The organism is Dermacoccus sp. UBA1591, from assembly GCF_002322065.1.
Classification (GTDB): Bacteria; Actinomycetota; Actinomycetes; order Actinomycetales; family Dermatophilaceae; genus Dermacoccus; species Dermacoccus nishinomiyaensis.
In genome coordinates, this window is the sequence record NZ_DCNR01000096.1 from 19218 (window position 1) to 45299 (window position 26082).

At 66.8% G+C, this 26082-nt stretch carries 50 protein-coding genes and 1 tRNA gene; 47 read left to right on the top strand and 4 right to left on the bottom strand.

Annotated features, from left to right (window positions below; genetic code table 11):
- Positions 1–97 precede the first annotated feature (97 nt).
- Positions 98–171, bottom strand: a tRNA-Ile gene (locus B2284_RS10605).
- 171 nt (positions 172–342) lie between these two features.
- On the opposite strand from B2284_RS10605, the gene B2284_RS10610 reads away from it, so the two are divergent.
- The gene (locus tag B2284_RS10610) at positions 343–840 is read left to right on the top strand and encodes a hypothetical protein (protein WP_286697462.1); all 498 of its coding nucleotides are present in this window, start codon (positions 343–345) and stop codon (positions 838–840) included.
- Between the two features lie 76 nt (positions 841–916).
- Here B2284_RS10610 and B2284_RS10615 read toward each other — a convergent pair whose 3' ends face one another.
- Positions 917–1294 carry an ImmA/IrrE family metallo-endopeptidase gene (locus B2284_RS10615; RefSeq protein WP_286697463.1) on the bottom strand — a complete coding sequence of 126 codons (378 nt, stop codon included), beginning with the start codon at positions 1292–1294 and terminating at the stop codon, positions 917–919.
- Positions 1291–1692, bottom strand: a complete 402-nt coding sequence (locus tag B2284_RS10620) for a helix-turn-helix domain-containing protein (protein ID WP_286697464.1) — start codon at positions 1690–1692, stop codon at positions 1291–1293. Before B2284_RS10620 ends, B2284_RS10615 begins: the two co-directional genes overlap by 4 nt.
- A 111-nt stretch (positions 1693–1803) precedes the next feature.
- On the opposite strand from B2284_RS10620, the gene B2284_RS10625 reads away from it, so the two are divergent.
- Complete coding sequence (locus B2284_RS10625; RefSeq protein ID WP_286697465.1) at positions 1804–2046, top strand: helix-turn-helix domain-containing protein; 243 nt, start codon at positions 1804–1806, stop codon at positions 2044–2046.
- A 47-nt stretch (positions 2047–2093) separates the two neighbouring features.
- Here B2284_RS10625 and B2284_RS10630 read toward each other — a convergent pair whose 3' ends face one another.
- Positions 2094–2375 carry a hypothetical protein gene (locus tag B2284_RS10630; protein WP_074040725.1) on the bottom strand — a complete coding sequence of 94 codons (282 nt, stop codon included), beginning with the start codon at positions 2373–2375 and terminating at the stop codon, positions 2094–2096.
- A 101-nt stretch (positions 2376–2476) separates the two neighbouring features.
- On the opposite strand from B2284_RS10630, the gene B2284_RS10635 reads away from it, so the two are divergent.
- The 45 genes from B2284_RS10635 to B2284_RS10855 all read left to right on the top strand — a co-directional run bounded on the left by B2284_RS10635 (position 2477) and on the right by B2284_RS10855 (position 25989).
- The gene (locus B2284_RS10635; protein WP_286697466.1) at positions 2477–3271 is read left to right on the top strand and encodes a ParB N-terminal domain-containing protein; all 795 of its coding nucleotides are present in this window, start codon (positions 2477–2479) and stop codon (positions 3269–3271) included.
- A 14-nt stretch (positions 3272–3285) separates the two neighbouring features.
- Positions 3286–4134, top strand: a complete 849-nt coding sequence (locus B2284_RS10640; protein ID WP_074040727.1) for a hypothetical protein — start codon at positions 3286–3288, stop codon at positions 4132–4134.
- 1 nt (position 4135) lies between these two features.
- Positions 4136–4489, top strand: a complete 354-nt coding sequence (locus B2284_RS10645; RefSeq protein WP_286697467.1) for a hypothetical protein — start codon at positions 4136–4138, stop codon at positions 4487–4489.
- The gene (locus B2284_RS10650) at positions 4482–4724 is read left to right on the top strand and encodes a MerR family transcriptional regulator (RefSeq protein ID WP_074040729.1); all 243 of its coding nucleotides are present in this window, start codon (positions 4482–4484) and stop codon (positions 4722–4724) included. Before B2284_RS10645 ends, B2284_RS10650 begins: the two co-directional genes overlap by 8 nt.
- The gene (locus tag B2284_RS10655) at positions 4721–5020 is read left to right on the top strand and encodes a hypothetical protein (protein WP_286697468.1); all 300 of its coding nucleotides are present in this window, start codon (positions 4721–4723) and stop codon (positions 5018–5020) included. The genes B2284_RS10650 and B2284_RS10655 overlap by 4 nt, the downstream gene beginning before the upstream one ends.
- 221 nt (positions 5021–5241) lie before the next feature.
- Positions 5242–5649: a hypothetical protein gene (locus tag B2284_RS10660; protein WP_074040731.1), complete on the top strand. Its 408-nt coding sequence runs from the start codon at positions 5242–5244 to the stop codon at positions 5647–5649.
- Positions 5646–5792, top strand: a complete 147-nt coding sequence (locus B2284_RS10665) for a hypothetical protein (protein WP_286697469.1) — start codon at positions 5646–5648, stop codon at positions 5790–5792. The genes B2284_RS10660 and B2284_RS10665 overlap by 4 nt, the downstream gene beginning before the upstream one ends.
- Entirely contained in the window at positions 5792–5998 is a 207-nt protein-coding gene (locus tag B2284_RS10670) for a hypothetical protein (protein WP_286697470.1), read from the top strand. Before B2284_RS10665 ends, B2284_RS10670 begins: the two co-directional genes overlap by 1 nt.
- A complete protein-coding gene (locus tag B2284_RS10675) occupies positions 5995–6177 on the top strand; it encodes a hypothetical protein (RefSeq protein WP_286697471.1) in 183 nt (60 codons plus the stop codon). The genes B2284_RS10670 and B2284_RS10675 overlap by 4 nt, the downstream gene beginning before the upstream one ends.
- 94 nt (positions 6178–6271) lie before the next feature.
- Positions 6272–7081, top strand: a complete 810-nt coding sequence (locus B2284_RS10680; protein ID WP_286697472.1) for a PD-(D/E)XK nuclease-like domain-containing protein — start codon at positions 6272–6274, stop codon at positions 7079–7081.
- Positions 7078–7728 carry a hypothetical protein gene (locus B2284_RS10685; RefSeq protein WP_286697473.1) on the top strand — a complete coding sequence of 217 codons (651 nt, stop codon included), beginning with the start codon at positions 7078–7080 and terminating at the stop codon, positions 7726–7728. The genes B2284_RS10680 and B2284_RS10685 overlap by 4 nt, the downstream gene beginning before the upstream one ends.
- A complete protein-coding gene (locus B2284_RS10690; protein ID WP_286697474.1) occupies positions 7725–8036 on the top strand; it encodes a hypothetical protein in 312 nt (103 codons plus the stop codon). Before B2284_RS10685 ends, B2284_RS10690 begins: the two co-directional genes overlap by 4 nt.
- The gene (locus tag B2284_RS10695; protein ID WP_286697475.1) at positions 8033–8260 is read left to right on the top strand and encodes a hypothetical protein; all 228 of its coding nucleotides are present in this window, start codon (positions 8033–8035) and stop codon (positions 8258–8260) included. The genes B2284_RS10690 and B2284_RS10695 overlap by 4 nt, the downstream gene beginning before the upstream one ends.
- Entirely contained in the window at positions 8257–8532 is a 276-nt protein-coding gene (locus B2284_RS10700; protein ID WP_286697476.1) for a hypothetical protein, read from the top strand. The genes B2284_RS10695 and B2284_RS10700 overlap by 4 nt, the downstream gene beginning before the upstream one ends.
- Positions 8529–8651, top strand: coding sequence for a hypothetical protein (locus B2284_RS10705; protein WP_286697477.1), 123 nt, complete (start codon positions 8529–8531; stop codon positions 8649–8651). Before B2284_RS10700 ends, B2284_RS10705 begins: the two co-directional genes overlap by 4 nt.
- A complete protein-coding gene (locus B2284_RS10710; RefSeq protein ID WP_286697478.1) occupies positions 8648–9397 on the top strand; it encodes a DNA cytosine methyltransferase in 750 nt (249 codons plus the stop codon). The genes B2284_RS10705 and B2284_RS10710 overlap by 4 nt, the downstream gene beginning before the upstream one ends.
- A gap of 66 nt (positions 9398–9463) precedes the next feature.
- Entirely contained in the window at positions 9464–9877 is a 414-nt protein-coding gene (locus tag B2284_RS10715) for a hypothetical protein (RefSeq protein ID WP_286697479.1), read from the top strand.
- Positions 9878–10103: 226 nt separating this feature from the next.
- Entirely contained in the window at positions 10104–10619 is a 516-nt protein-coding gene (locus tag B2284_RS10720; RefSeq protein WP_286697480.1) for a hypothetical protein, read from the top strand.
- Positions 10616–11329, top strand: a complete 714-nt coding sequence (locus B2284_RS10725) for a hypothetical protein (protein WP_286697481.1) — start codon at positions 10616–10618, stop codon at positions 11327–11329. Before B2284_RS10720 ends, B2284_RS10725 begins: the two co-directional genes overlap by 4 nt.
- On the top strand, positions 11329–11610 hold the full coding sequence (locus tag B2284_RS10730) for an FDXHR family putative zinc-binding protein (protein ID WP_286697482.1): 282 nt from the start codon (positions 11329–11331) through the stop codon (positions 11608–11610). Before B2284_RS10725 ends, B2284_RS10730 begins: the two co-directional genes overlap by 1 nt.
- A gap of 48 nt (positions 11611–11658) precedes the next feature.
- Entirely contained in the window at positions 11659–11976 is a 318-nt protein-coding gene (locus tag B2284_RS10735) for a WhiB family transcriptional regulator (protein ID WP_286697483.1), read from the top strand.
- Positions 11973–12491 carry a single-stranded DNA-binding protein gene (locus B2284_RS10740; RefSeq protein WP_286697484.1) on the top strand — a complete coding sequence of 173 codons (519 nt, stop codon included), beginning with the start codon at positions 11973–11975 and terminating at the stop codon, positions 12489–12491. Before B2284_RS10735 ends, B2284_RS10740 begins: the two co-directional genes overlap by 4 nt.
- 41 nt (positions 12492–12532) lie before the next feature.
- Positions 12533–12901 (top strand): hypothetical protein, encoded by a 369-nt coding sequence (locus tag B2284_RS10745; RefSeq protein WP_286697485.1) that lies wholly within the window; start codon positions 12533–12535, stop codon positions 12899–12901.
- The gene (locus B2284_RS10750; protein WP_286697486.1) at positions 12898–13248 is read left to right on the top strand and encodes a hypothetical protein; all 351 of its coding nucleotides are present in this window, start codon (positions 12898–12900) and stop codon (positions 13246–13248) included. The genes B2284_RS10745 and B2284_RS10750 overlap by 4 nt, the downstream gene beginning before the upstream one ends.
- Complete coding sequence (locus B2284_RS10755; protein WP_286697487.1) at positions 13245–13430, top strand: hypothetical protein; 186 nt, start codon at positions 13245–13247, stop codon at positions 13428–13430. Before B2284_RS10750 ends, B2284_RS10755 begins: the two co-directional genes overlap by 4 nt.
- Entirely contained in the window at positions 13427–13672 is a 246-nt protein-coding gene (locus B2284_RS10760) for a thioredoxin domain-containing protein (RefSeq protein ID WP_286697488.1), read from the top strand. The genes B2284_RS10755 and B2284_RS10760 overlap by 4 nt, the downstream gene beginning before the upstream one ends.
- Complete coding sequence (locus tag B2284_RS10765) at positions 13669–14088, top strand: hypothetical protein (protein WP_286697489.1); 420 nt, start codon at positions 13669–13671, stop codon at positions 14086–14088. The genes B2284_RS10760 and B2284_RS10765 overlap by 4 nt, the downstream gene beginning before the upstream one ends.
- The gene (locus B2284_RS10770; RefSeq protein WP_286697490.1) at positions 14085–14342 is read left to right on the top strand and encodes a hypothetical protein; all 258 of its coding nucleotides are present in this window, start codon (positions 14085–14087) and stop codon (positions 14340–14342) included. Before B2284_RS10765 ends, B2284_RS10770 begins: the two co-directional genes overlap by 4 nt.
- Before the next feature lie 2 nt (positions 14343–14344).
- The gene (locus tag B2284_RS10775) at positions 14345–14482 is read left to right on the top strand and encodes a hypothetical protein (RefSeq protein WP_286697491.1); all 138 of its coding nucleotides are present in this window, start codon (positions 14345–14347) and stop codon (positions 14480–14482) included.
- Between the two features lie 112 nt (positions 14483–14594).
- Entirely contained in the window at positions 14595–15317 is a 723-nt protein-coding gene (locus B2284_RS10780; RefSeq protein WP_286697492.1) for a hypothetical protein, read from the top strand.
- A gap of 273 nt (positions 15318–15590) precedes the next feature.
- Complete coding sequence (locus B2284_RS10785; RefSeq protein ID WP_286697493.1) at positions 15591–15740, top strand: hypothetical protein; 150 nt, start codon at positions 15591–15593, stop codon at positions 15738–15740.
- A 1233-nt stretch (positions 15741–16973) separates the two neighbouring features.
- Entirely contained in the window at positions 16974–17591 is a 618-nt protein-coding gene (locus tag B2284_RS10790; protein WP_286697494.1) for a hypothetical protein, read from the top strand.
- Complete coding sequence (locus B2284_RS10795) at positions 17591–19216, top strand: large terminase (protein ID WP_074039956.1); 1626 nt, start codon at positions 17591–17593, stop codon at positions 19214–19216. Before B2284_RS10790 ends, B2284_RS10795 begins: the two co-directional genes overlap by 1 nt.
- Positions 19217–19229: 13 nt before the next feature.
- A complete protein-coding gene (locus tag B2284_RS10800) occupies positions 19230–20612 on the top strand; it encodes a phage portal protein (protein WP_286697495.1) in 1383 nt (460 codons plus the stop codon).
- Positions 20613–20631: 19 nt separating this feature from the next.
- A complete protein-coding gene (locus B2284_RS10805) occupies positions 20632–21606 on the top strand; it encodes a hypothetical protein (RefSeq protein ID WP_286697496.1) in 975 nt (324 codons plus the stop codon).
- 50 nt (positions 21607–21656) lie between these two features.
- A complete protein-coding gene (locus tag B2284_RS10810; RefSeq protein WP_286697497.1) occupies positions 21657–22160 on the top strand; it encodes a capsid assembly scaffolding protein Gp46 family protein in 504 nt (167 codons plus the stop codon).
- 14 nt (positions 22161–22174) lie between these two features.
- Entirely contained in the window at positions 22175–22528 is a 354-nt protein-coding gene (locus B2284_RS10815; RefSeq protein WP_286697498.1) for a capsid cement protein, read from the top strand.
- Positions 22529–22546: 18 nt separating this feature from the next.
- Entirely contained in the window at positions 22547–23461 is a 915-nt protein-coding gene (locus tag B2284_RS10820) for a phage major capsid protein (protein WP_074039947.1), read from the top strand.
- Positions 23461–23679 carry a hypothetical protein gene (locus tag B2284_RS10825; RefSeq protein WP_143181209.1) on the top strand — a complete coding sequence of 73 codons (219 nt, stop codon included), beginning with the start codon at positions 23461–23463 and terminating at the stop codon, positions 23677–23679. Before B2284_RS10820 ends, B2284_RS10825 begins: the two co-directional genes overlap by 1 nt.
- 13 nt (positions 23680–23692) lie before the next feature.
- Entirely contained in the window at positions 23693–24046 is a 354-nt protein-coding gene (locus B2284_RS10830) for a hypothetical protein (protein WP_143181208.1), read from the top strand.
- Between the two features lie 59 nt (positions 24047–24105).
- The gene (locus B2284_RS10835) at positions 24106–24441 is read left to right on the top strand and encodes a DUF6093 family protein (protein WP_286697499.1); all 336 of its coding nucleotides are present in this window, start codon (positions 24106–24108) and stop codon (positions 24439–24441) included.
- Positions 24438–24800, top strand: coding sequence for a hypothetical protein (locus B2284_RS10840; protein WP_286697500.1), 363 nt, complete (start codon positions 24438–24440; stop codon positions 24798–24800). Before B2284_RS10835 ends, B2284_RS10840 begins: the two co-directional genes overlap by 4 nt.
- A 38-nt stretch (positions 24801–24838) precedes the next feature.
- A complete protein-coding gene (gp17, locus tag B2284_RS10845) occupies positions 24839–25201 on the top strand; it encodes a tail completion protein gp17 (RefSeq protein WP_286697501.1) in 363 nt (120 codons plus the stop codon).
- Between the two features lie 69 nt (positions 25202–25270).
- Positions 25271–25453 carry a hypothetical protein gene (locus B2284_RS10850; protein WP_074039940.1) on the top strand — a complete coding sequence of 61 codons (183 nt, stop codon included), beginning with the start codon at positions 25271–25273 and terminating at the stop codon, positions 25451–25453.
- 89 nt (positions 25454–25542) lie between these two features.
- Positions 25543–25989 (top strand): phage tail tube protein, encoded by a 447-nt coding sequence (locus B2284_RS10855; protein WP_286697502.1) that lies wholly within the window; start codon positions 25543–25545, stop codon positions 25987–25989.
- Positions 25990–26082 lie beyond the last annotated feature (93 nt).

Sequence of the window (26082 nt, forward strand, 5' to 3'; positions counted from 1 at the left end):
CCCTCGCGCACCGACGGCCGCCGACATACGCCCTGCGAGAAGGCGGCTCGCCTCGAGATGACGACGTCCTCGGCGTGACGGCGTGACGACGTCCGAGTAGGGCGGGCGGGGCTTGAACCCGCGACCCAGGGATTATGAGTCCCCTGCTCTGACCAGCTGAGCTACCGCCCCTTACGTTGCGAGACAACGGAATTCGCCTCACCAACTACGCCTGTAGCGTACCGCTGTTGTCTATCTGTTGGTCTTTACGCGGAACGCTATGCGGCGCTGTGCAGAGATGTTACCGAAACGGCTCCCACCGAACGCACCCTGCAACACCCCCCGGAGACCTACCCTGAGCACATGAAGAAGCTCGCCGCGCTCGCAGCCCTGCCCCTCGCCCTCACTGCCTGCTCGAGCGGATCGGGAGACGCCGCGTCGTCGTCCAGCTCGTCGAGCACGAACGCGATACACACGGACGGCCTTTACCAGAACCTCGAAGGGCTGCGTGCAGCCATTCGTGAGGCTGGCATTCAATGTCCCGACTCGATCTGGAGCCCGGAGCCGGCATCCAGCATCGCCGGCGCCACCGGCGAAGGAAAGTGCGGCAGCGACCTACGCATCATCACCACCACCGTCGACGGCAACACCAAGGCCCGAGGCAAGATCGCCAGCGACTCTCTCGTGGAGGCATACAGCCACGTCGGCGACCAGCAGTACCGCGCCGACGTGCTCGCCTACGGGCAGGGGTGGGCTGCAACGGGCAAGGACGCCGTCGTGACGATTCTCGAAGACAAGATGGGCGCCCAGCGACAGTCGATCTCTGCCGCTGCCAGCGACGCGCCAAGCCCGACGCCCTGACCCCGCCCTACTCGCGAAAGCGCCCCCGGCCGGATGGTCGGGGGCGCTTTCGTGTCCCTATGTCGCTATCGCAACGTCACGCGGCCTTATGGCACATCCTCCACGCGACGACCATGACGAGCGTGACGTCGAGTTCCTTCGCCAGGGCGCGCGGGTCGTGACCGACGATGCGCTCGGCGCGACGGTAGGCGTCCTCGCTGATCAGTAGCTTCGCGGCGTACATGTTGGCGCTGCGCTCCTGTGCGATGTAGTCGCCGCCAGGCTCGTGCATCAGCGCGGCGTGCCCGAGCTCGTGCGCGAGACTGCATCGCGTGACGCAGTCGCCGCGCCCGTCGGCCATGCGGATGACGCGCCGCGCATGGTCATACTCAGCCGGCACCGGCAGGTCGCGCCCCCACTCGACGCGCACCCCCATCGCCTCGGCGCGCAGCACCAACTCGGCGATCTCGATCACGGTTCCTCCTGGTGTCCCTCGACCTCTTCGTCTGCGCCGACGTTCGAGTCGGCGACGGCTTGGAGGTTACGAGGCGGCACCGACAACCCCGCCTTGCCGCGGCGAGCTGCGAGCTCGTCGGAGCGCAGTAGCGCCCGGTACTCGACTTCGGCGCGGGCGCGAGCGATCGAGATGAAGTCCTCAACCGTCATGTCGAGCGCCTCGATGAGCGCCATGAGGTTGGGAACGGTCATCTCTCGCGTCTGGCGCTCGTAGCGCATGACGGTCTGATCTGAGATGCCGACCTTTGCCGCAAGGGCCATGCGCGAGAGGCGGGCGCGCTTGCGCTCACCTTCGAGCGTCGACGCAAGGGCTGAGAGCCATGCCGCTTCGTAGAGCGTGGGGCGTTTTATGTCCATGTGGACAGCATAGCGTCCACAGTGGATAGCGCAAGCCGCCGCACAGGACTATTTTGACCGCCTGCCGCCTCTCATGTTGACACTGTCCACGTGGACTGTTTCACTATCCACATGGACAGCACGCAGATGCGGGCCGCCATCGCCAAGCGGGCATTCGAAGCACGCAAGGGCGCTGGCCTCTCGCAAGAAGAACTGGCAAGCAAGACCGGCATGGCCTACCGAACCGTACGCCGCCGCGAGAACGGCGAGGCCGACTTCACGACGAGCGAACTGCTCACCTGGGCCGTCGCCACCAACGTCGCCTTCGAGTGGCTCATGACCGGCGAGGCGAACGAGATGAAGGCCACGGCATGACCGCCCAGCCCCAGCGCAAGGGCCAGGCCTGGGCGGTCATGGACAGGTCACTGCGGAAGGCTCTGCTCTGCGTTCAGCGCGCCGCTCCTCAACGCGGCAGCCAAGAGTTCCTGAGTGTTCACGATGGACTGCACACACTCAATGATCATGGGCATGACTGCGGCGCTAATCGCGACGAGACCGCTCGTCACCGGGTCGTTGCCCGCATCCCTCGCCGCCTCCTTCATGCGTCGCGACAACTCATCAGAATCCCGCAGCGCATCGAACGCCTCGAGCAGTCGCTTCTGCTCAGCGATGACGAGATCGGCCAGATTGCTCGTGTCATCCATGACACGGCCTCCATTTCTTCAGGTGGTGGAACTCCTGAAGGTAGCGGAGCGGGAGCCGCTTCGGGCGGCTCCCGCGACGCAACACCGGGCGGTGACGCCTGATGCTGTACCAGTTCCTCCCCCGCCTCTCGGATGACGAGTACACGTCGCTCGAGAAGTCGATCCGCGAGCACGGCATTCAGGTGCCGATCGTTGTCGATGAGAACGGCTCGGTCATCGACGGGCACCACCGCAAGGAGATCGCTGACCGCCTCGGTCTGCCGTGCCCGCGCAACACGGCACGCGACCTCGACGAGACGGGCAAGCGCACCCTCGCCTGCAGCCTCAACCTCGACCGGCGCCACCTTAACCGCGAGCAGAAGCGCGAGGTCATCGCGAAGTCGCTGGTGGCCGACCCGCAACTTTCCGACCGGCAGCACGCCGAGCGCGTGGGTGTCGATCACAAGACCGTCGGCTCACTTCGCGAGTCGCTGGAATCGACTGGGGAAATTCCCCAGTCGGAGACGCGCCTCTCCGCCGATGGACGTGAGCGCCCCGCGACACGGCCCACCCCAGCCGCCGACTACGTCACCGACCAGGCCGACCTCGACACCGCGCTCGCGGACGCCGGGTTCGATACGCCGGACGCAGACTCTGCCCCAGCCCACTCGGCTTCCAGCCCCAACGGCAAGCAGTACCCGCGCCCCGAACCCCAGACGCCGCGCCGCGCACCCCTCCCCGACGCATTCTGGCGCGCAACCTACGACCTCACGAAGGTCACCGAACGACTCGGACGCCTCACCCAAGACGACCGATTCCCCCAGAACGCGGAAAAGGTCGCCACGGCGAACCGCAGCGACCTTCTCCGAGCAAGCGACCTGCTCCACCAGGTCATCGATTCCATCCCTGAAATCTGAAAGGCAGTCTACCCATGTCCAGCTACGCCATGAACCCCGTCACCTGGAAGCGCGCCAAAGTCATCGGCCCCCAGCAAGGCTTCATCGTCGCGACACCCGACTGGGCGCAAAGCGTCCTCGACCACCGCAACAACAACAACCGCAACATGAGCGAGCGCCACATCAACCGACTCGCCCGCGACATGAGCAACGGCACGTTCGTCTACAACGGCGACAACATCCGCTTCGCCGCCGACGGAACACTCCTCGACGGACAACACCGCCTCGCCGCGATCGTCAAGTCCGGCATCAGCCTCGACCTCGGCATCGTGTGGAACCTACCCAACTCCACCCAGGACACCATGGACGACGGCCGCAAACGCACCATGGCGAACGTCCTCGAACTGTCCGGGGAAGGCTACAAGGCAAAGACGACCGCCAGCATCCTGCGACGCGCCGTCATGCTCGAACGCGGCAACCTGCACAACAACAGCTTCGCACCCACCAAACGCGAAATGCAGGCCTACCTCGAAGCGCACCCCGAGGTGAAGGACTCCGCCGCCATGGCCGAGCACGTGCGCAACGGCCACGGCGTGCGCTGCGCCGCCTCAACCCTCGGCCTCGCGCACTACATGTTCTCGCAAAAAAGCCGCAAGGACGCAGACCTGTTCTTCCAGCTCCTACGCACCGGAGCAGGCCTCGACGCCGGCGACCCGATCCTCGTCCTGCGCAACCGACTGTCCGTCGAAGGATCGACGCGCCTGTCCGGTGAGCAGCGCGAAGTCCTCGCCTGGTTCATCAAGGCATGGAACGCATGGCGCCAGGGCAAGAAGATCAAGATCCTGCGCCACAAGTCCGGCGAAGCATTCCCCGAGGCGATCTGACGTGGCCGCCCTCACCCCCACCGAGTTCGCCGAGCAGTGCGAGCAGCAAGCGCGCGAAGCCGACGTCGAGTGGGCCGGCAAGCACCCAGAGCTGTGGATGGATCAGTGCGACTGCCCGCCCGAGCTTCTCGACGAGGGCCTCGGGTGCCGGAACGAGCGCTGCCAGCGCTGCGGCCTCGCCGTCGCCGACATGCCCACCGCCACCGTGTGCGGCATTGACATGCCGCAGAGCAAGGGATTCGGCCTCGTCAGTCCCGACACCGCAACGACCTACTGGTGGACGACCTGCCCCGACTGCTCGAAGCAGCTGCAGCGCCGCCACCTCACCACCGTCAAGGAGACCCCGAATGCCTAAGCAGAAGACCCAGGAGCCGTTTGTCAGCCCGTGCGGGAAGGCGCTGCACAGCATCCAGGACGCGGCCGAGTGCCACGCGGCGTCGGAGCGGGTGATCTTCGCGGCGATCAAGTCGGGCGAGCTGCCGGCGGTGCAGCATCCCGGCACGAAGTGGTCGATCACGTGCGAGGACTTGTTCGAGTGGCGCCGCCAGTACGGCACCCCGAACCGCGCCGAACTGGAGCGTGCGTCATGACCACCCCCAGCATGAGCGTCATCGACGACAAGGGCACCGCGAAGCTGCTGCTCGACCTCAACGGCCGCGACGTGCTCGTGACACGCGAACAACTCGAGGCGATGACACTCCTCGTCGACCCCGCATCCGTCACCGTCGCGCACTCCCGCGCCCTGCAGATGATGGCCGAGAGCGAGATCCCGTGCCAGCAGCAGAAGTGCGGCGAACGTCCGACGGTCGGCCGCGATCAGTACGGTGCGCGCCGCTGCCAGATGCACGAGGACGCCGCGAACGCTGCCGGTTGGAGCGCGTCATGAGCCTCGACGTCTGGCTCGCCCTCGCCTCCCCCTTCCTCATCTTCGGCGCACTCGCAGGCCTTGAGGCGCTCGGCGACTGGTGGTGGAACGAATGAGCCCCCGCGAGTTCGGGCCCGCCGACCACCACCCCGCCGAATACGACGCCCACACCGACTGGCTCAACGAACGCCCCGACGCCGACCACCCCGACCCCGACGACTACCGCGACTAGGAGAACCACCATGACCGACAACCCCCGCATGGTCGACCTGCCCTGGCACGACGGCACCACCCGCACCGTCCCAGAAGGAACCGCCTACATGGCAGTTAACGGCTTTGTGTACCTCGCCCAAGACGGCGGATGCATCTCCGCACGCGACGCGGCACGCGGCGGGCGGATTCACTCCTACTCCCCCGCCTCGGCCGCCGTCCGCATCTTCACCGAAGCGCCCGAGCCGCCCGTCAAGGTCAACGTGCCGACCGGCCTCGCAGCAGTCGTGTCAACGCCGGTGTACCCGAACGAGCCCGGCTACGTTCTCGCCCGAAAGGGGTGGCGCGGGCTGGAGACGGACCGGAGATATGACCCGAGCGAGGTCGCCAACGAACTCCGCGCCGGCGCTCGCGTCCTCTTCGAAGGCGTCGACGAATGATCACCGTCACCTGCGCGACATGCCACACCGCGCACACCGCCCGCATCATCCCCGCGCTGCGCTGGAAGCTCGGCCACGCCTGCCAACCCACGCGCCCCGCCGAAGCATCCGCGTACCAGCCGCGCCGCATGAAAGGCGACTGATGTTCACCCTCCACCTGCGCATCCCCCACCGCCCCGGCGACACACGCGACCTCACCGCAACCGCCCGCGACAACGAGCCAAGCGTCCGCCGCTTCCTCGACTCCATCGGCGTCCATCCCGTCGCCGCGATCCGCTACACCCGCGACGGCCTCGGCACCCACGCCACCTGCACCGTCCTCGCCTACCCCGAAAGGAGCGCCGCATGAGCGACCGCCGCCCCCACATCCTCATCGAGGACGTCACCTTCATGCTCGCCACCGGTGAGCACCCGTGGCGCATCGCCCAGCGCCTCGACATGACCCTCTCAGCCGTCAGTCGCGCCCTACAACGCGCCGGCCGCCACGACCTCGCGTGCCGCTTCGAGCGCATCGGGGTGACCGCATGAGCAACGTCGCCGAACTCGCCGCACTCCTCATCCTCGCGCTCGCACTCGTCGCCTGGATGATCACCCGCTACATCGACGAGAACAAGGAGGACTGATGATCCAGCACACCAGCGGCATCCACGATGTGCCCGAGAGCGACTACCACGGCGACCGTCGCAGCCTCTCCGTCAGCGGCGCGAAGGTTCTCCTCGACTGCCCCGCCCGCTACCGATGGCAGCAGGACAACCCGGTGCACAAGGATGCGTACGACTTCGGGCACGTCGCCCACGAACTCATCCTCGGCAAGGGCGCCGGGTATCGCGTCCTCGACTTCGACTCATGGCGATCGAAGGACGCCCGCGAAGCGAAGGAGCAGGCCCACGCCGACGGTGTCGCGCCCATCCTCACCGCCGAGCACGAACGCGCCGTCGCACTCGCCGACGCGGTGAAGGCGCACCCGACGGCCGCGGCGATCCTCGCCAACGGCCACGCCGAGAAAGCGATCTACGCCGAGCACGCCGACACGGGCGTCCTGCTGCGGGGCCGCGCCGACTGGCTCACCGCCAAGGCCGATGGCACGCCCGTCGTCGTCGACGTCAAGACCACCGTCAGCGCCGCCCCGAAGAACATCGACCGAGCAATGGCCGACTACGGGTACGCGATGCAGGCCGCCTGGTACACCGACCTGCTCGCCCTCAACGGGACACCCGACGCGTCCTTCATCTTTTTGTTTGTCGAGAAGACCGCGCCCCACTTCGTCACCCTCGCCACACCGAGCGACGACGCCCTCGAGTGGGGACGCGCGAAGAACGAGAAAGCTATCCGCCTCTACGCCGAATGCGCCAACACCGACACCTGGCCCGGCTACCCCACCCACGAAGCGAACGTGCCCGCCTGGGCATGGAAGGACATCGACGAAGCATGAGCAACGAACTCGCACCCCAGAACAGCACCGCAATCCTCGACACGCAGATGCGTTACGCCGAGGTGCTCGCACAGTCCGAGCTCGTGCCGCAGGCGTACCGCGGCAAGCCAGCGAACTGCCTCCTCGCGATCGGCCTCGGCCAGTCGATGGGCCTGTCCCCGTCAGAGGCGCTCATGCGCATCGACGTCATCCAGGGCAAGGCCACCGCGTCCGCCGAGCTCGTCGCCTCGAACGTACGCCGCGCCGGCCACAAGCTGCGCCTCGAGGTGAACCAGAACCCGCCCGCCGCGCGCTGCGTCATCGTCCGCGCCGACGACCCGGACTATGAGCACGTCGTCATCCGCGATGAGGCGTGGGCGAAGCAGATGGGCCTGTCGAGCAAGGACAACTACAAGAAGCAGCCCGCGACGATGCTCGGATGGCGCGCCATCACCGCGTGCGCACGCCAGGCCTGCCCCGAGGCGCTGTACGGCGTCACGTACACCGCCGACGAGATGCTCGACGCCTCCCCGTCGCGCCCCTCTCGCCACACCGCGACCCGCCAGGCACCCGCGATCAGCGCCGCCGACTTCGGCATGCCCGACACGACCGGCGACGAGCCCGCCGTCGACACGACCACCGGCGAAGTCATCGAGGAGCAGGCATGAGCACCCGAACGGTCGACGTCGGCGACGGCCACATCGTCACGCACCTCGACGAACCGGCGCCGCTGCACCCGGAACGCGCGGCCTGCGACATGGTCACGCACACCCTCGTCACGACAACACCCGCGACAGGCACCACCGACTGCGAATGCGGACACGTCAAGCTGCGCGGCCTGCACACACACATCTACCAGTGCTCCGTCTACGAAGCCTCGCATGGCAGCGAAGTCGGTAAGCGCATCGGATACGAACGCAACATCGCCGAGTGGAGCGTCTGCGACTGCCACCCCGCCGCGGAGGTGACCGCATGAGCGACTTCGACACTCCCCTGACGCGAGCACGCCGCGCGCACCTCGACGCGATCCGCGACGAAATGCACGCCATCGCCGCCACGGTGACGAACCCGCCGACGCGCGTGCAGGTCGACGACCTGTGGGCGCACGCCCGCCAGCACACCGACGACGGCGAGCAAGCACGCAAGCTCGTGCTCTCCGCGCTCCGCCTCGGATGGCGACCGATGGGAGAGCAGGCATGAGCGCCCAGTCCGACGCCACGAACCGCACCTACCTGCGTCGCGAAGCGCACAAGGCGTGGAAGCTCGGCGACGAGTACATGACCTCGGCGCACCACCTGCACGGCGACAAGCCGGAAGCCGGGAGCCCGTTCGAGATCACCGTACGCACCCGCATCCCACACCCCATGCGCGCCGTCACCGTCTACGCGCACGACCTGCCCGAAGCCCTGCACAAGGCCGCCGCGCTCCCGCTCAGCGTGTGGTGGGACGACGAGGAAGAGGAGGAGTCATGACCCGCGACCTCGACACCGAAGGCCCCGTCGGCGGGCAGCAGCAGATGCACTGCCCGCCGTGCCCGTTCAAGGCGTGCCAGTGGTGTCCGTACCCCAGCATGAAAGAGGAGAACAAGTGAAGATCCTCGACCTTTTCTGCGGAGCAGGCGGCGCGGGGATGGGCTACTCGCAGGCCGGATTCGACGCCATCGGCGTCGACATCGAAGCGCACCCGGACAACCCGCATGACGTCATCGTCGTCGACGCGATCGACGTGCTCGCCGACCGCGACTTCCTGCGCACCTTCGATGCCGTGCACGCGTCACCTCCGTGCCAGGGATTCACGACGATGAGCAACCGCTACCGCGGCAAGGGCGGCAAGACTGACGCCCACCCAAAGCTCATCGCCACCGTCCGTGAACACCTCGAGGCGGCCGGCACCCCGTACGTCATCGAGAACGTCCTCGGCGCCCGCAAGGAACTGCGCGCCCCGGTGCTGCTGCGCGGCGGCATGTTCGACCTCGGCGTCGACCGGCCACGCCTTTTCGAGACGAGCTTCCCCGTGGGCAGCCCCCCGAAGAACCGCAAGATCGCCAGCCCCATCGGCGTCTACGGCGCCAAGCCTGACGGGCGTCGACTGTGGACCCGAAAGGACGGCTCGTCGCAGTACGCCGCCCGCAACGTCGCCGAGGGGCGCCGGGCGATGGGCATCGACTGGATGACCTGGCCCGACCTCACCGAGGCGATACCGCCCGCATACACCCGATGGATCGGAGCACAACTCATGACGCACCTACGCGCAAACGAACCGTGCGACCTCGGCCCCTGCGCAGCCCCACGCGGACACGACGGCACCTGCCTCGAGGCGAGCGGGTGGACCTCATGACGTGCTGCCCGTGGCGCGCCTGCCTCATCCGAATCTGCCCGAACAACCCACGAAAGGAGACTCGAAATGGCGACTGCACCGAGCGTTTACGTCCCGCTGGACGTCAATTACCTGCGCGATCCGAAGGTGAGACGCGCCGGAAGTGACGCCGAAGTGCTGTTCGTGAGGTCACTTGCGCACGCGAAAGGCGGCGAAACGGACGGAATGATTCACGATTTCGACCTCGAAGTAGTCGCAATCGGCCTCAAGAACGTGCAGCGCAGGGTCGATGCGCTCGTGCGCGAAGGGCTCTGGATCGAGGTCGATGGCGGCTGGAGGATCGCCGGCTGGTTCAACTGGAACGAGCCGACCGCGAAGCTCCGCGAGCGCAAGAAGTCGCGGATTGCCGGGGCTTCCAAGACGAATCACCGCAAGCACATCGAGGCTGGTGAGGCGTACCGGCCGAACTGCCTTGTGTGCACCGGCGAGGTCGAACCGTGAACGCTCAACCGCACGGTGTAGCGCACGGTCTAGCGCGACGCTCCATTTTCGGGAGCGTGAACGCGACCGTGTGCGCAAAGGGAATGCACCGGACAACACCACACAACACAGCACAGGACAGGAAAAGGAAGCAGCGTGTGGTCACCCTTGCCGCCGAGCGTTGCGGTAGTAACGCGCGAGGCTCGCGACGCGACGGCGGCCACGAGAGAGATTCGGGGTGGGTGGCGTGCTGACACCTCGCATGCGGGCGGCGCTCGTCACGACGATGGTCGAAGCGCGCGACTGGAATCCGAAGGCGTGCAGTGAAGCGATCGACCGCATGGACGCCACCGGACGCTTCCAGCACCAGGCGTTCTACGTCAGCGTCGTCGGCCGCTACGTCTCAGCGCTCACCGAAGACGGACGGCCCCGCTTCACCACACCAGCCCTCCTCGCCGACGAAGGCGAGCACTGGACACACACACCCATCGAAGGCCGCAAAGCACGCGCCATCTGCACCACGCATGGCCTTCCGTTCCCCTGCGAAGACTGCAAGACCGACCCCAACCTCAAGCCACTCGACGACCCGAAGTCGTGGCGCGCGCAAGTACGTGTCGAGCGCGAACAAGCCGCCCAGAAGCGCCGGCAGATGACCGCCGACCAGGAAGCACGCCGAGACGCCGCACGACACGAAGCCGCACGCAAAAAAGCCCAACGCCTCGACGCAGCCCGCGCCGAACTACACCAAGGAGACCAGCAATGACCACCACCGACCTCAAGCCCGGCGACATCGTCCAGCACCCCGAGCACGGGTACGGCGTCGTCCTCAAGAACTTCCCTGGCGTCCCCACGATTTACTTCGCCGGCAAGCACGGTTACGAGAACACCACGCGCGGCTTCACCGGCTGGGAGCGCGTCAAGACCGTCCGCCCCGGACACGTGCAGGTGCGCATCGACGACCTCGAGCTCGGGCCGTCCGTGTACGAAACCGAAGGCGAGTTCGTCTCCAGCGTCATGCGCGATTTCCCTGAGTACAGCGAAGGCGACCTAAGGCTCATCTACCGCGCACTGGTCGCTCAGCGCGCCGAGAGCACGCCGCCCGCCGACGAGAAGCCCATGAGCGCCACCGTCACGCTGTACTGCCCCGACTGCGGGGAGCCGATCACAAACACCGCCATGGTCGAGGTCAACCGCGAGGGTGATCGGTATCTCGACTTTTGCAACGTGAACGTCCACACCTGCCCGCCCGCGCAGCCCGACGAGCCGACCGAGTTCGGCGCAAAGGCGACAGTCGCCCAGGCCGACGGGCACATCGAACGCTGGCTCAACATGCACGCCCCGCCCCAGGGCCGCCGCGGATGGCTCACGTGGGACGCGCGCGACACCGCCGGCAGCACGCCAGGGCAGTCGAAGTGGGCCGACTGGAGCGAGATCATCCAGCGCGGCACCGTGACGCTCGGCTGGGACGAGTGATGGCAGCCCGCATCCGCCCCAAGCTCACCGAGCAGGTCATGCTCTGCCGCGCCTGCGACACGTACTTCCGCGGCGAGTCGAACTTCGACAAGCACCGCATCGGTGACTTCGGCGTCGACCGCCGCTGCGCCGATCCCGCCGACGTCGGCCTCGCCTACCGCGACGACAAGGGCTACTGGGCCGGGCAGCCGATGACCGACGAGCAGAAACGCAAAGCCGGGTGGCTCAACGACGAGACCACCCCCGAGAAGCAATCGCCTCTCGATTCTCCCGGCCTCTGACGCCGAAAACGTCTCCCAGTACCCCCCACGACCACGAAAGGCTCTCAGATGCCCCATTCACCGCTCTGGCTCCCACCGAAGCCCGCACCGTCCACGCGCGGAGATGACTGGCACAACCGCGCCGCGTGCATCGGCCACGAACGCACATTCGACGACGCCGACCTCGAACTGCACACCACGAGCCGCAAACCAACATTCGACGCCACCAACGACGCCCTCGCCATATGCGGAGGATGCCCCGCCAGAACGCAGTGCACCAACGACGCGCTACGCATCGAAAAGGGCACGCGCAGCTCAGAACGCTTCAGCATCCGAGGCGGACTCACCCCAACCGAACGAGCCAACACGAAGAAGGCAGCAGCATGAACGAGCCCACCACCACACTTGTCGGCAACCTCGTCGCGGACCCCGAGCTCCGGTACACGCCGAACGGTGCCGCCGTCTGCAACTTCAAGGTTGCGCAGACACCCCGCACCTTCGATCGCCAGTCGAACGAGTGGAAGGACGGCGAAGCGATCTTCATGCCGTGCTCGATCTGGCGTGAGGCCGCCGAGAACGTCCGCGAGTCGTTCAAGCGCGGCGATCGTGTCATCGTCACCGGCCGTCTGAAGTCTCGCTCGTACGAGACGAAGGAAGGCGACAAGCGCACCATCATCGAGCTTGACGCCGAGGAGGTCGGTGCGTCCGTGAAGTACGCGACCGCCACCATCAAGCGCGCCGAGAAGAGCAGCGGCTACACGGGCCATCAGCGCGACGACGGGTCGTGGACGCCGAACCGTGAGTCGGCGTTCAACTCGGCGACCGGCCGCGGAGGGTTCGGGCAGCAGCAGGGCGGCGACCCGTGGGCGACGCGGGGCGGCACGGCTGGGGCTCCGTTTTGAGCCGCGCCGAGTTCACGACCGTCGGCGACAAGTTCGCGAACATGAACGGTTCCCGCGGTAACCACTACGCGCACCAGACGCTCATGAACGCGTGGAAGGCCCGTGCGATAGTAGCGATCCGTCAGGCCAGGTGTGGCCCCGTCGCCGAGCCTGTCGTCATCACTGCGACCGTGCACCGCACCACTCGAGCCAGTAGCGACGCGCACAATGTCAGCCCGACGATCAAGGCGTGCGTCGACGCAGCCGTGCAGTGTGGGCTCATATCGGACGACAACGACAGCGTCGTGCACGCCGTCACCATTCGTCGCGGCCCCACCGTCCGCACCACCAACCCGAGCACCGGCAAGGACATTGCGCGCCCCGCCATCACGCTCGCCATCAGCACCGCCCCCGAAGGAGAGGCCCGATGACCTACTACTGCGATCGCTGCCTCAGCGAGCATGAGAGCCCCGCATTCGTGTGTACCGAATGCAAGGTGGGCGCGACGACCAGCAGGCCGCCCATTCCCCGCTACCGACTCACGCTGACGATCGACGGCAACACGTTCGACGAGATCGACGACGAGCTGCGCTCCCTCGCCAACGCCTCGACATACATGGACAGCCTGTTCACAGGGCAGGTTCGCCACGAATGGGCCATCTACAGCCCACGGGTCAAGCGTCACATGGAACACCGAAACCCAGACATGACACCCGAAAAGTACGACTACGAACTGAAGGCATGGGCAGACAGGCGACGCAAGGAGAAGAACCGATGACGACGACGCACCAGCGTGACGCCGACAATGCCGACACGTGGCTGCGATGGCTCGACGCGCCCGCACACCCCACCGGCACCGCCACCATCCGCGACGACGGCACCACCGCCATCGTCAGCTACGAAGTCGTCGCACAGATCAGCCACGACCAGATGCTCGACCTACTCGAGGAGACCCGATGAACATCCCCACCCACAACGTCCGCATCGACATTGCCACCTGCCCGAACTGCAAACGGGCGATCACTGCGGATGCTGTGGTGCGCGTCAAGGTTGAGCAGCCGAAGAGCTGGGCAGAGCGAGTCAACGTCACCGCGCCGGCGCAGCGCCCTGTCAGCCTCAACGTCACTGCGACGCCCGCCATCGTCGGCCTCGACATCAACCACTACTGCGGTGAGGCCGTGCGCGCGGAGGAGACCCGATGACCAGGAAGCTCACGCCCGCCCAGCTCGACGAGATCGAGGCGGGAGCGAAGAGGGCGACCCGGGGCCCGTGGCGAAAGAGCGGCACCTGGATAGACGCGGGTAAGTACGACGAAGTCCTCTGCCCCGGAGAGGTGTCCTGCATGTCCTACTGCTACGGCGGGTCGTCCACCATCGACGGGGACAATTTCGATGCCGACATCGCTCACATCGTCAACATGGACCCGACCACGACGCTCGCTCTCATCGCTGAGGTGCGGGAGCTGCGCGCCAAGGTGGAGCGGGCGCGGTTGCTGCACGAACCAAGCGGCGATCCCGAGGTCGACTCGCTGTCCACGTGCGATACCTGCACGGACTTGGACGGCAAGTCGCCACGGTGGCCGTGTGACACGATCAAGGCGCTCGGGGAGGAAGCATGAAGCTCCGACGCGATTGGGAATATTGGCTGGTGAACGGCACCGTCGCCGCCCTTGCCACACTCCTCGCGGTCTGCGCCGGCATCGTCGTGCACGCTGCTGTCACGCATGACGACTCGCCCGGCCCCGAGTGGACGCATGATCGCGGGTCGATCTACTGGTCGTGCACCGACAGCGGCCGCGCGCTCATCCGTGACGTCGATACCGGCTCGACGTTCCTCGACCGTGACGATCGCAAGTGTGACGCGGGAGGGTGACGATGAGCGATGACAGCGGTCCCACCTTCGTTCTCCTCCTCTCCTTCCGCCCGCCCGGCATGACCGATGAAGAGTTCTTGGAGTTGTGCTACTACCGCTACGCCTTTCCGCAGCGGATGATCTTCGGCTCCACCGAGTAAGCCAAGGCCCCGCCATCGTGCGGGGCTGCGGCATGTTCGTTTCTGTTGAATCCAACACTCGACGGGTAGAATCCAACATGCCCCGCCACCTCACAGAACGGCCCGCCCCACCGTGACTGCTGAACCGCTTACGCCCGCCGCCATCCGCAATCGGCTCCGCGCCGCTCTCTCAACCATCGACGCGCTCTACGACGAGATGCTGGAACCCGTCAGCCGATCCGGCCAAGGCGGCAGCAACGACACCGAACTCAACCGCACCGAACGCATCATCGCCGTGCGAGAAGAAGTCGGATACCAGACCTGGGCAACCATCGAAGCGATCTGCGACGAGTGCGCCATCGAAGAGCCCACCTGCAGCGAATACGAAGTCATCACGCACACGGCATGGCTACGCGACCACGCCGACGACTTCGCCGCATATTCGGGTGCACTCGACGCGCTGCAAGAAATGGAGGACTGCGCCGAAGCAGTCACCAACGTCGTCTTCGGCCACCACCGTCCACGCCTCGCGCTCGGTGCGTGCACCATCACCGCCTGCGACGGCATCGTGCGAGACGCCGGCCAGGACGACGCCGGCCACCAGATCGCACGCTGCACCCACTGCGGCGCGACAGCAGGCGTCCGATGGTGGGCCGAACGGATGCGCATGCCCGTACGCGACACGCTCACCGGCGCCGAACTCATCGTCCTCGCACACCAGCAGTACGGTCGACGCCTCACACCCGCCGCCATCCGCCAAGCCGTACGACGCGACATGCTCCACCCCGTCAAAGACACCCGCCCCCAAGCGTTCACCATGGCCGACTGCATCGGGTACTTGACACGAGCAAGCTAAGGCAGGCTAAAGTGTGACCAGACCAGGCACACGTGTCTGGAAAATCAGAAGCCCCCAGCCAATCGGCTTGGGGCTTCTTGCGTGTCCGGGCCTACTCGTGGCGAGGCCAGCCCGGACGTCGACCAAGTCCACGCGCACGCGCCCACCTAGCCACTGGCATCGGACGCAGCGTGTGGCCCACCATCCGGGGATGCCGCAGCGGATGGCGTGACACACCCCGCGCGCCTCAGGGAATGGCGGGGAGCTGCGGCCACAACGTGAATGGGGTGAGCCGTGAGCAAGCGTGACACCTACCGCGAGCACATCGACTGGGCCGACGTCGAGCGCGCGTACGCCGAGCAGCGGCACGAGCAAGACATGCGCGACCTCATGCTCCCCGAGCGAGGCGTCATCGTGGACGAGTGCAGGTGGGGCAAGAGGTGAGCAACCGCATCTGCGCCAAGCCCGGATGCCCCGAGCCCACGACGTCGAAGCACTGCGAGCGCCACGCACGCGAAGCCGACAAGGCCCGCGGCTCACGCGAGCAGCGCGGCTACGGCACGGCACACCAGCGCGAGCGGGCCGCCGCCATCCGCGCGCTCTCCCAAGGGCCGCTGACCTGTTGGCGATGCGGACAACCCATCTACCGTGCGAGCGACATGCACATCGGACACGACGGCAACCGACGCACGATGGGCCCCGAGCACGCCACGTGCAACCTCTCTGCCGCCGGCCGCGCGAGACACGGACTGCCGCCGCTTCCCAGGTAGACTGAGAGGGAAACGCAAGAGCGGCCCAGGCGGTGCGTCAACACCGTGATCCTGGGCCTGACCGAGTAGGAGCTCGGCTATGGCACATCGTACGTGCACCATCGACGGTTGCAATAAACCGCACCGGGCCAAGGGTCTGTGCGCATCGCACTACAACGCGCAGATGCCAAAGGGCATCCGGCATCCACGGCTCACCTTGACGTGCGCCGCGTGCGGCGTGGAGGTGCGAAACAAGACGCGACCAGCAGGCAGTCGCCGCACAGTCTGCTCGAACGAATGCAGGTACGTCCTCCGCTTCGGCAAGCCGATGCCGCCGCGCCCATCGAGCGCGCTCGTGCGTCACGAGACAGCGTCGCGCCTTGTCCGCACTGTCAGCCCTGCGCTAACCATCGTTCCGTCGACGCGGCACGGATTTATAGGCGTTACGTGTGGATGGTGCGGCACGCCGTTCGTGCACGACCTGCGAGTCACCGGCTTCGTCCCGTCATGGTGCTCAAGACAATGCCGAAGCAAGGGCGCGGAAGCCAAGCGAGACGCACTGCGCGGCAGGTTCAACATCAGCCGCCGCGAACGCCTCGCCATCTACGAGCGCGACGGCTGGACATGCCAGCTCTGCCAAGAGCCCGTCGACCCGACACTGCACTGGTCGGACAACATGTCAGCCTCGCTCGACCACATCGAGTGCCAATCATGGACGCTCATCCCCGACCACTCGCCCGCAAATCTGCGCCTCGCGCACCGCCTCTGTAACGCGCTTCGAGGCAACCGCCGAGACGCAGCCTGAGCCACCCAGGGGGAGGTTCCCCGGTCGCCACCAGTATCACCGTCGGTGAGGGTAACTGCGGTTTGTGCAACCCTGGGAACTTTTTTCACGTGACCATTCTTCGAGACGGCGAGGTGATGTGCTGTGGCGAGCCCGATCCCCAAGCACCCGAGCGTTCGCGCTCGTCGTCATGCGCAGAACTCAGGCTTCAAGCAGCTGCCGGCGGACGGGATTCCGGTCGATAAGCGCCCCGCGTGGCCGCTGCGACCTGACCCGACGATGACGGCGGAGCTGGAGCTGACGCAGGACAAGATCGCTGGGATGCAGGCCGACCTCGCTGAGTGTGAGGATGGCCGCACGAGAGGCAGGCTGCGCAAGGACATCGGTGCAGCCGAGCTTCGGGCTGCGATCCTCAAGGCGAAGCTTGCCGAGGCCGGCGACGCGGAGCTTGAACTGTGGACGCAGCTTTGGGGCACGCCACAGGCTGCGCTCTGGGAGTCGGTGGCCTTCCAGCGGACTCTCGCCGTGTTTGTGCGCTATCAGATTCGCGGTGAGCAAGGCGATCTAAAGTGCGCTGCCGAGGCGCGGCAGATCAGCGACCGCCTCGGCCTGTCGCCGATGGCGCTGCAGAAGTTGCGCGCCGAGATCGAGAACGCTGAGGCCGCTGAGGATGCTGGCCGTAAGCGCCGCGGATCGAGTGCGCTCGCCGCTCCCCCGGCATCGGACGAGGGCGATGACCCGCGGCTTGTGCTGGTGGGCTGATGTCGACGCTGATCGTCCCGAAGTTGGACGAGCAGCCGTGGCCGACGCTGGGGCCGCAGATCGCGGCGTTCATCGAGGAGCGTGCGATCTTCGGGCCGGGCTCGCTCAAGGGGCAGCCTGCGCGGCTGGATGCTGACAAGAAGGCGGCGCTGTATCGGCTGTATGAGGTGTACCCGCAGGGGCACCCGTTGCAGGGGCGGCGCCGGTTCAAGCGTGGCTCGATCTCGTGGCGCAAGGGCCTCGCGAAGACCGAGTTCATGGCGTGGGTCGCGTTCGCGGAGCTGCATCCTGAGGGGCCGGTGCGCTGCGATGGTTTCGACGCTCATGGGCGTCCTGTTGGGCGGCCGGTGAATGACCCGTACATCCCGATGCTGGCTGTGACGGCCGAGCAGGTCGAAGAGTTGGCGTATGGGGCGCTGAACGTGATGTGTAGCGAGGGGCCGGACGCGGACATGTTCGACGTCAGCCTTGAGCGCATCATCCGCTTGGACGAGTACGGGCGCGCCGACGGCAAGGCTGTGCCGCTGTCGAACAACCCTGGCGCGCGTGATGGTGCACGCACGACGTTCCAGTGCTTCGACGAGCCGCACCGCCTGTACCTGCCGCGCGCGAAGAGCGCGCACGAGACGATGGTCGCGAACCTCGAGAAGCGTGTCCTCGAAGACCCGTGGGGCCTGTACGTCGGCACCGCCGGCGAACTCGGGCAGGAGTCGATCGCCGAGGGCATCCACGAGGAAGCGCTCGCGATCGAGCGCGGCGACATCGACGACCCGCAGCTGTTCCACTTCCACCGTGAAGCGGGCGGCACCTACGACATGTCGCAGCGCGAGCAGGTCATCGAGGCCGTGCGCGAGGCGACCGGCCCGGTCGGTGAGTACGGGCCGGGCCAGTTCGAGTCCATCGCGAAGCAGTGGGAGCGTCCGAGCGCCGACAAGGCGATGCTTGAGCGTCTTTGGCTGAACCGGTGGGTTCGTTCGGGGCAGCAGGCGTTCGACCCGAATGCGTGGGCCGATAATGGGCTGCTTGGCAGTATCCCTGACGGCGCGCTCGTCACTGCCGGTTTTGACGGCGCCCGCTACCGAGATTCGACGGCAATCGTAATCACCGAGGTTTCCTCGGGGCGGCAGGAGTTGTGGGCGCTGTGGGAGCGGCCCGCCGACGTCGACGAGTGGGAGCTTCCGCTCGACGAGCTGCGTGAGTCGATGAGCTACCTTTTCGAGGTCATGGACGTGTGGCGCCTGTACTGCGACCCGTTCTTCCTCGAGGAGACCGTCGCCGCATGGCAGGGACGCTGGCCGAAGAAGGTTTACGAGTGGCGCACGAACGTCGCCTCGACCGTCGTGCACGCCGTGCGCGCGTACCGCGAGGCCATCGCCTCTGGCGAGGTGCACTGGTCGCAGGGTGACCCGCAGGCCGCCGACCTCGCACGCCACATCGGCGCGGCCGGACGCCGACGCACGAACTTCGTCGACGACGACGGCCAGCCGCTGTTCATGCTGCAGAAGATCCACCCTGACAGGAAGTTCGACGCCGCGATGGCGGGATTGCTGTCGTGGGAAGCGCGCCGTGACGCGATCTCGTCCGGTGTCACCCGTGCCCGCTCGTCCAAGATGCTCGTTTTCTGAGAGGTGGTGACGCATGGCTGAGGCCACCCCGGGGCAACTCGCGCTGATCAACGCTCTCGAGGCGAAGCGCGGCGCGTGGAAGACGGACATCGACAAGTTCGACGCGTACCTGCGTGGTAAGCAGCCGTTGTCGTTCCTCTCAGATGAGATGCGCGAGGAGTTCGGCGACAAGATCACTGACCTCGTCATCAACTGGCCGCAGCTCGTCGTCGATACGTACGAGAACCGCCTCGACGTCGAGGGATTCCGCTTCCCCGGCGAGTCCGAGGGCAGCGAAGAGCTGTGGGCGATCTGGCAGGCGAACGACATGGACGAGCAGTCGATGCTCGGGCACGTCGACGCGCTCGGCCTCGCCCGCGCTTGCGTGATCGTCGGCGCCCCCGACGACCCGGACGCGGCGCCGATCATCACCGTGGAGTCTGCGCTCGACTGTGCTTGGACGCGCGACCCGCGCACCCGCAAGGTAACGGCCGCGATGAAGCGGTGGACGGGCGGAGACGACGGCAAGACGGACATGCTCAGCCTGTATGAGCCTGAACGGACGACGACGATGTCGAAGGGCAAGACGGGCTGGAATGTCGACGAGGTCGACGAGCATGGGCTCGGCGTGGTGCCGCTCGTGCCGCTGGTGAACCGCCCGCGCATCAAGTACCCCGACGGATTCTCCGAGATCGAGGCGATCATCGGGCTCGCGGACGCCGCGAACAAGATGGCGACCGACATGATGGTCTCCGGCGAGTACCACGCGATGCCGCGGCGCTGGGCGTTCGGCCTCAAGCGTGACGACTTCGTCGACGCGAACGGCGCCCTCAAGAATGCTTGGTCGGTTATCAAGGGCCGACTGTGGGCGAACGAGAACCCGGACGTGAAGGTCGGCCAGTTCAGCGAGTCTGACCTCAAGAACTTCCACGACACGATCCGACTGCTCGCGGCGATGGTGTCGCACCTGACGGCGCTGCCGCCGTACTACATCGCCTTCGAAGGCGGGAACCCGACGTCGGCGGACGCGATCCGCGCGTCTGAAGCTCCGCTGGTGAAGCGTATCGAGCGCAAGCAGGTCGCGTTCGGTGCGACGTGGGAAGAGGTCATGCGCCTGTGCATGCTCATTGTGGGCGGCGAGGTGCCTGATGGCGCGGAGCAGCTCGAGACGGTGTGGCGCGACCCGTCGACGCCGACCGTGGCGCAGATGGCGGATGCGGTTACGAAGAAGGCCGCGACGCGTGGCGCCGATGGGCGCCCGCTGATCCCGACGGAGCAGGCGCGCATCGACCTTGGCTACACGCCGGCGGAGCGTCAGCTCATGACGGAGATGGAGCGCGACTCGCTCGCCCTCGATCCGGTGAACGCGCCGTACCTGCAGGCGCCGGCGGTCTCTGATGGCGCGGGCGTTTCCTGACGCGGCGACGAGCCTGTACATGGCACAGCAGCGCCGCCTCTCACGCCTGAACCGCACCATGTCGGCGCGGTGGCGGTGGATGGGCAGCGACTTCGACGTGTCGTGGCAGCTCGTCAGCGGCCTTATCGCGGCGGATGTCACGCAGGCCCAGGGTGGCGCGGCGCAGGACGCGATCGACGCGGCCGCGCTCGTCATCCCAGCGTCGGACATGCTCGCCACGCCCAGCCCGGCAGGTTTCGCCGGTATTGCCTCTGATGGCCGTGACCTGACTTCGCTGCTGTATGGCGCCGTCGTGAAGGCGAAGAGCGTCGATGCGGAGTCCATCGCTGAGCGTCTCGAGGCGGGTCGGCTGTGGCTGGTCGGCGCGGCGGAGACGCAGGTCGCGGACGCGACGCGCCTGGCGTCGTCAGTGTCGACGGCCGCGAGCTCGTACTACGGGTATCAGCGGCTCGTCGCGCCCGGTTGCTGCAAGCGGTGCGCGGCGCTCGCGGGTAAGGAGTTCCGCTGGAACGACGGCTTTCAACGTCACCCGCGCTGCCGGTGTATCCATGTCCCCCTGCGCGAGAAGCGCAGCGGATACACGAATGACATCGACCCATCGCAGGTGCGCGACTTGACGAAGGCGCAGCGCCGCGCGATTGACGACGGCGCTGACATGACGGCCGTCATCAACGCGGATCGTGGCCGCTCACGAAACGGCATGACGACGAGCGAGGGCACCACGAAGCGCGGCTGGCACGCGTACGTGCAGCGCGCGATCGACCATGAGCAGGGAGCGAGCACGGCGTACACGACGACCGGGTACCGGCAGCAGGGGTTCGTGAAGAACTACCCCGTCAGGCGCGTGTCGAAGCAGCGTCTCACTCCGGAGGCGATCTATCGGCTGTGCGGCAATGACCGTGACGCCGCGATCCGCCACCTCGCCGCGAACGGGTACCTCGTCGCCGGCCATTCCCCGTCCGACGTCGCGCGTATCGCGCTCGGACGCACCTAGACCATCGGCACCGCAACGGCGCCGACACCATGCACCGAAACGGAGCACCCATGTCTGACGAGCAGACGATCGAACAGCAGGACGTCGAGCAGGCCGAAACGGTCGAGACGTCGCATGACTCTCATGAGGCGCCGGCCGCTGAGCCGAAGCCGACCGAAACGGTCGACTTCTGGAAGGCGAAGGCGCGCGAGCAGGAGAAGCGAGCGAAGGCAAACGCTGATGCCGCGACGAAGCTCAAGGAGATCGAGGACCGCGACCTGTCCGAGCTGGAAAAGGCGCAGCGCGCAGCGAAGGAGTACGGCGACGAGCTCGCCGCGCTCAAGGCTCGCGCCCTGCGCAACGAGGTCGCACTCGCCAAGGGCATCCCCGCTGAACTCGCGGGCCGCCTGCAGGGCGAGACCGAGGAGGAGCTCGCCGCCGATGCGGACAAGCTCCTCGCGCTCGTCGGAACCCCGAAGCGCACCCTGCAGCCCGACAAGGGTCAGGGCGCGCGTGAGACCTCCGCTGAGGCCGATGCCGACGCGGAGTACCGCAAGTACTTCCCGACTGACTGAAAGGCGTAGGACTCATGGCTGAGTACCTCCCGATCTACCTTCCCGGCCAGCGCCTCACGCTGAAGGCGTCGGCCCCGATCACGGCTGGTCAGCTGCTCGAGGTGTCCGGCGACGGCACCGTCGCGCCCGCTGCCGCTGGCTCCCTCAAGACCGTCGGCGTCGCCGGCTTCGATGCCGCGCAGAACGACAACGTGACGGTCTACGCGGGTGGCGTGCAGAAGCTCGTCGCTGCAGGCCCCGTCACGGCCGGCGACCAGGTCGCTGCTGCCGCTGCCGGCAAGGCTGCGACCGGCACGACCGGCGTCCTCGGCGTCGCCCTGTCCACCGCTGCAGATGGCGCGTCTGTTCGCGTCCTGTTCAACCGCTGAAAGGACGTGAGCTGACACATGGCTACGTACCCCCAGAACATCGCGCTCGACGCCGTCGCGGCGATGCGCCTCATGCAGAAGCCCGAGATCGTCGCGCGGCGCATGCAGGAGCTCGGCGACCTGCGCTACATCGGAACGTCGCTGCTCAAGGGCCGTCAGAACTCCGTCGGCGGCGCCGTCGGCTACGAGATGGCCGAGGGCATCTTCGCGGATGACGCCCCCGAGGTCGTCGCGCCTGGCGCCGAGTACACCCTCACGACGATCGGTGACGGCCCGGCCGGCACCGCCCGCGTCGCGAAGTGGGGCAAGGACTCCATCGTCACCGACGAATCGATCAAGCGTCGCGCGATGGACCCGGTGAACAAGGGCCTGCTCAAGCTCGTGAACTCGGCTGCGCTCGTCATCGACAAGTCGTGCACGTCGGTTATCGCGTCGGCCGTCACGAACACCGCCGCAGCTGCGGCGAAGTGGTCGACCGGCCCGGACACGATCCTGCAGGACATCATGCTCGCGCAGGCCAAGGTGACCGGCCTGAACATGGGCTACCAGCCGGACACGCTGCTCGTCGACGACACGACGTGGGCCTACCTCGCGTCGAACAAGAACATCGCGACGCTGATGGCGCGTGAGACGCAGGACAACCCGGTTTACACGGGTCGCTTCCAGATCCTCGCGGGCCTGCAGGTCGTGCATGTGCCGGCCGCGAACCTTCCTGGTGGCGCCGGTACGAGCGCGTACATCCTCGACTCGAACCAGCTTGGCTTCATCGCCAAGGAGGACCTCGGTGGCGGCTACCAGTCCGCCGGCGACCTCGTCGAGACGAAGGTCATCCGCGACGACTACACGGACTCGTACCGCATCCGTGCGCGTGCGAACTTCGCGCCCGTCGTCACCGACCCCGGTGCCGGTTTCCGCATCACGGGTGTCGCCTGATGGCTGCTCGCACTAAGGAGATGCCGAAGGGTGACGTCGAGGTCGTCGAGGCTCCGGTCGAGAAGTCGACCGGCCTCGTCGTCACGGCGGCGATGGTCACGGCGCGCGACAAGGCAGGCCGCCCGTTCAGCCTGTTCGCTGGCGATGTCGTCACCGACAAGATCGGCGACGACTCGCTCGAGCACCTGAAGTCGCTGGGCTTCGTGAAGGAAGCCTGAGAGGGGGTGGCCTGTGGCTGTTGTGAGTGTCGATGACGTCGCGAAGGGCATGGGCCGCCCCGTCGACGAGCTGAATGAGGGTCAGGTTGGGCAGGCGATCGAGGACGCTGAGACGCTGCTTCGCATCAAGCTCGGCGACCTCACTTCCCTCGACCAGGACGTGCTCAAGCTCGTCGTGCGTCTCGCGGTGACGGACTACGTCCAGAACCCCGAGGGCGCGGCCGAGGAGTCGTGGACGATGGATGACGCGTCGCACACGGTGAAGCGCGGCGGCGCGCCTGATGGACGCGTGTCGATCCTGCCCGAGTGGCTGGAGTGGCTGCGTCCGCCGTCGTCGGGCGGTTCGTTCTCGATCGCGCCGGGGTGATGTGCGTGAGCTTCACTCCCCCGCCCGCGGCGCGGTTCGCTCGCGGCTCTGAATCCCTCATGGTCGACGAGTGTCGCGTGGAGGTGCCTGGTGGTGTCGTGACTGACCCGGATACGTTGCAGGACGTTGTGTCGTGGCGCGTGTTGTATGAGGGCCGGTGCCGCCTGCAGCGTGTGAATGTGCAGGCGTCGGAGGTGGAGGCGGCTGCTGCGTTCGCGGGTAAGACGCCGACGGACTTGCGGTTGCCGCTGGGTGCGCCTGAGTTGCCGAATGGGGCGCGTGTGACGGTGACTCGGCATGCGCGTCTTGTTGGTCGTCAGATGACGGTGAAGGGTCGCAGCTTCCAGACCTTCGAGCGTGATGCTCGGTATGCGTGCGAGGGGGTGGACTGGTGACGGAACTTTCCCAGCTTGCGGCGGCGCTTGGTCGCGTGTCGACGGTGCGCGCTGTGGTGCCGGTTGTGCAGGCGTCGAAGGTGGCGGCGACGAATGTCCTGAAGCAGCAGGCATCCGGGCATCGTCATGCGAGGGGCTTGCCTGGCGCGATGAAGGGCGAGTCAATCCTCGGCGGTCTCGGTTATGAGTCCGGCCCGGAGGCGCGTGGCGTCGGCAAGCTCGAGAACCTGTACTACTTCGGCAGCTCGCGGATGGCGCCGCAGATCCCTGATCCGGTTATCGCGTTGCATGCTGAGGCTCCCGTGGTGGAGCGCAAGATCGCGGACGCGGTGTGCGCTGAGATTGTGAGGCGGCTGTGAGGCCGGCGCTTCCTGATTCGCATGCGCAGGCGCTGCTCGTGGCGGTGAAGGCTGCGGTCGGTGGTGTCGTGACGTACCTCGATGAGGTGCCGGATGATCCGCCGTATCCGTATGTTGTCGTCGAGTCTGATTCGGCGCAGTCGTCGCCGGAGTCCGTGGGTGACGTCAACGAGCGCGGCACCTTCCACCCGCGCGTCCTCGTCGCTGCGTTGTCGCCGGCGAAGGCGCGGCAGGTGCGTGACCGTCTCGAGGCGCTGTACGACACGGCGACGCCGATCGTTGGCGGGCGCCTCGTCGAGGTGGAGAAGCTCGTCGCCGGCAACATCGCGCGCGACCCCGACCTTGCGCGGCCCGTGTGGTGGTGCCGCGATCAGCTCGAGGTGCGCTCGTACGCCGCCTGACCCGACCGAACAACGAACAGAGGGCCGTCCCGATGGGGCGGCCTTTCGCATTCCCAAGAAAGGCCCGACATGGCTGATCTCGACGGATTCGTGGACGCGTACGACGCCGCCAATCACGGCAAGAAGGTGCGCGTCCCCGAGCACTTCCTGGGCGATGACTCGCCCTTCCCGAACCTGCGCGCGACGCCCCTGTCGCGTGGCAAGAAGTCCCCGGACGCCGGGGCAACAACCGACTCTGAGGAGAAGAAGTAATGCCCCTGGCTCTGGCGGCCGGCACGACGAAGCTGGCCCTTTTCTCGTCCATTCCCGGCGCGACCGATGCGGAGCGTAAGGCTCTGCCGGTGGCTACCTTCACGGGCACGGGTGTCATCGACGCTGCGTGCCGGATCGCGAAGTCTGACTTCAAGCTTGGCGCGAAGGAGGACAAGACGGTCACCGACCCGGCGCTGTGCGATCAGGTCGAGTCCGAGGTGCCGACCTTCGCGCAGTACGAGGGCAGCATCACGCCGTTCCGCTACTTCAAGGACGGTAAGCCGGAGGCTTCGACGGCCCCTGGCGGTGAGATCGGTGACGCGGTGTACCAGGCGCTGAAGACGATGGGTACGCGTCTGTGGATCGCTCGTCGTGACACGTCGAAGAAGTCGACTGAGGCGTGGGCGCAGGGTGACGAGTACGAGCTTTTCGAGGTCGTCACTGGCTCCCCGCAGCAGGTCGAGGGTGAGGGCTACATCAAGCGTCCGATCACGCTGTATGTGCAGCGCGCTTGGGCGGGTGTCGTCGCAGCCTGACCGCTCCCACATTCACCCCGCCCGCGGCCACCTCTGCCGGTCGCGGGCGGGGCTTCCACACCCTTGAGGCGGAGGGGTCTCTAGCAGAGGAGA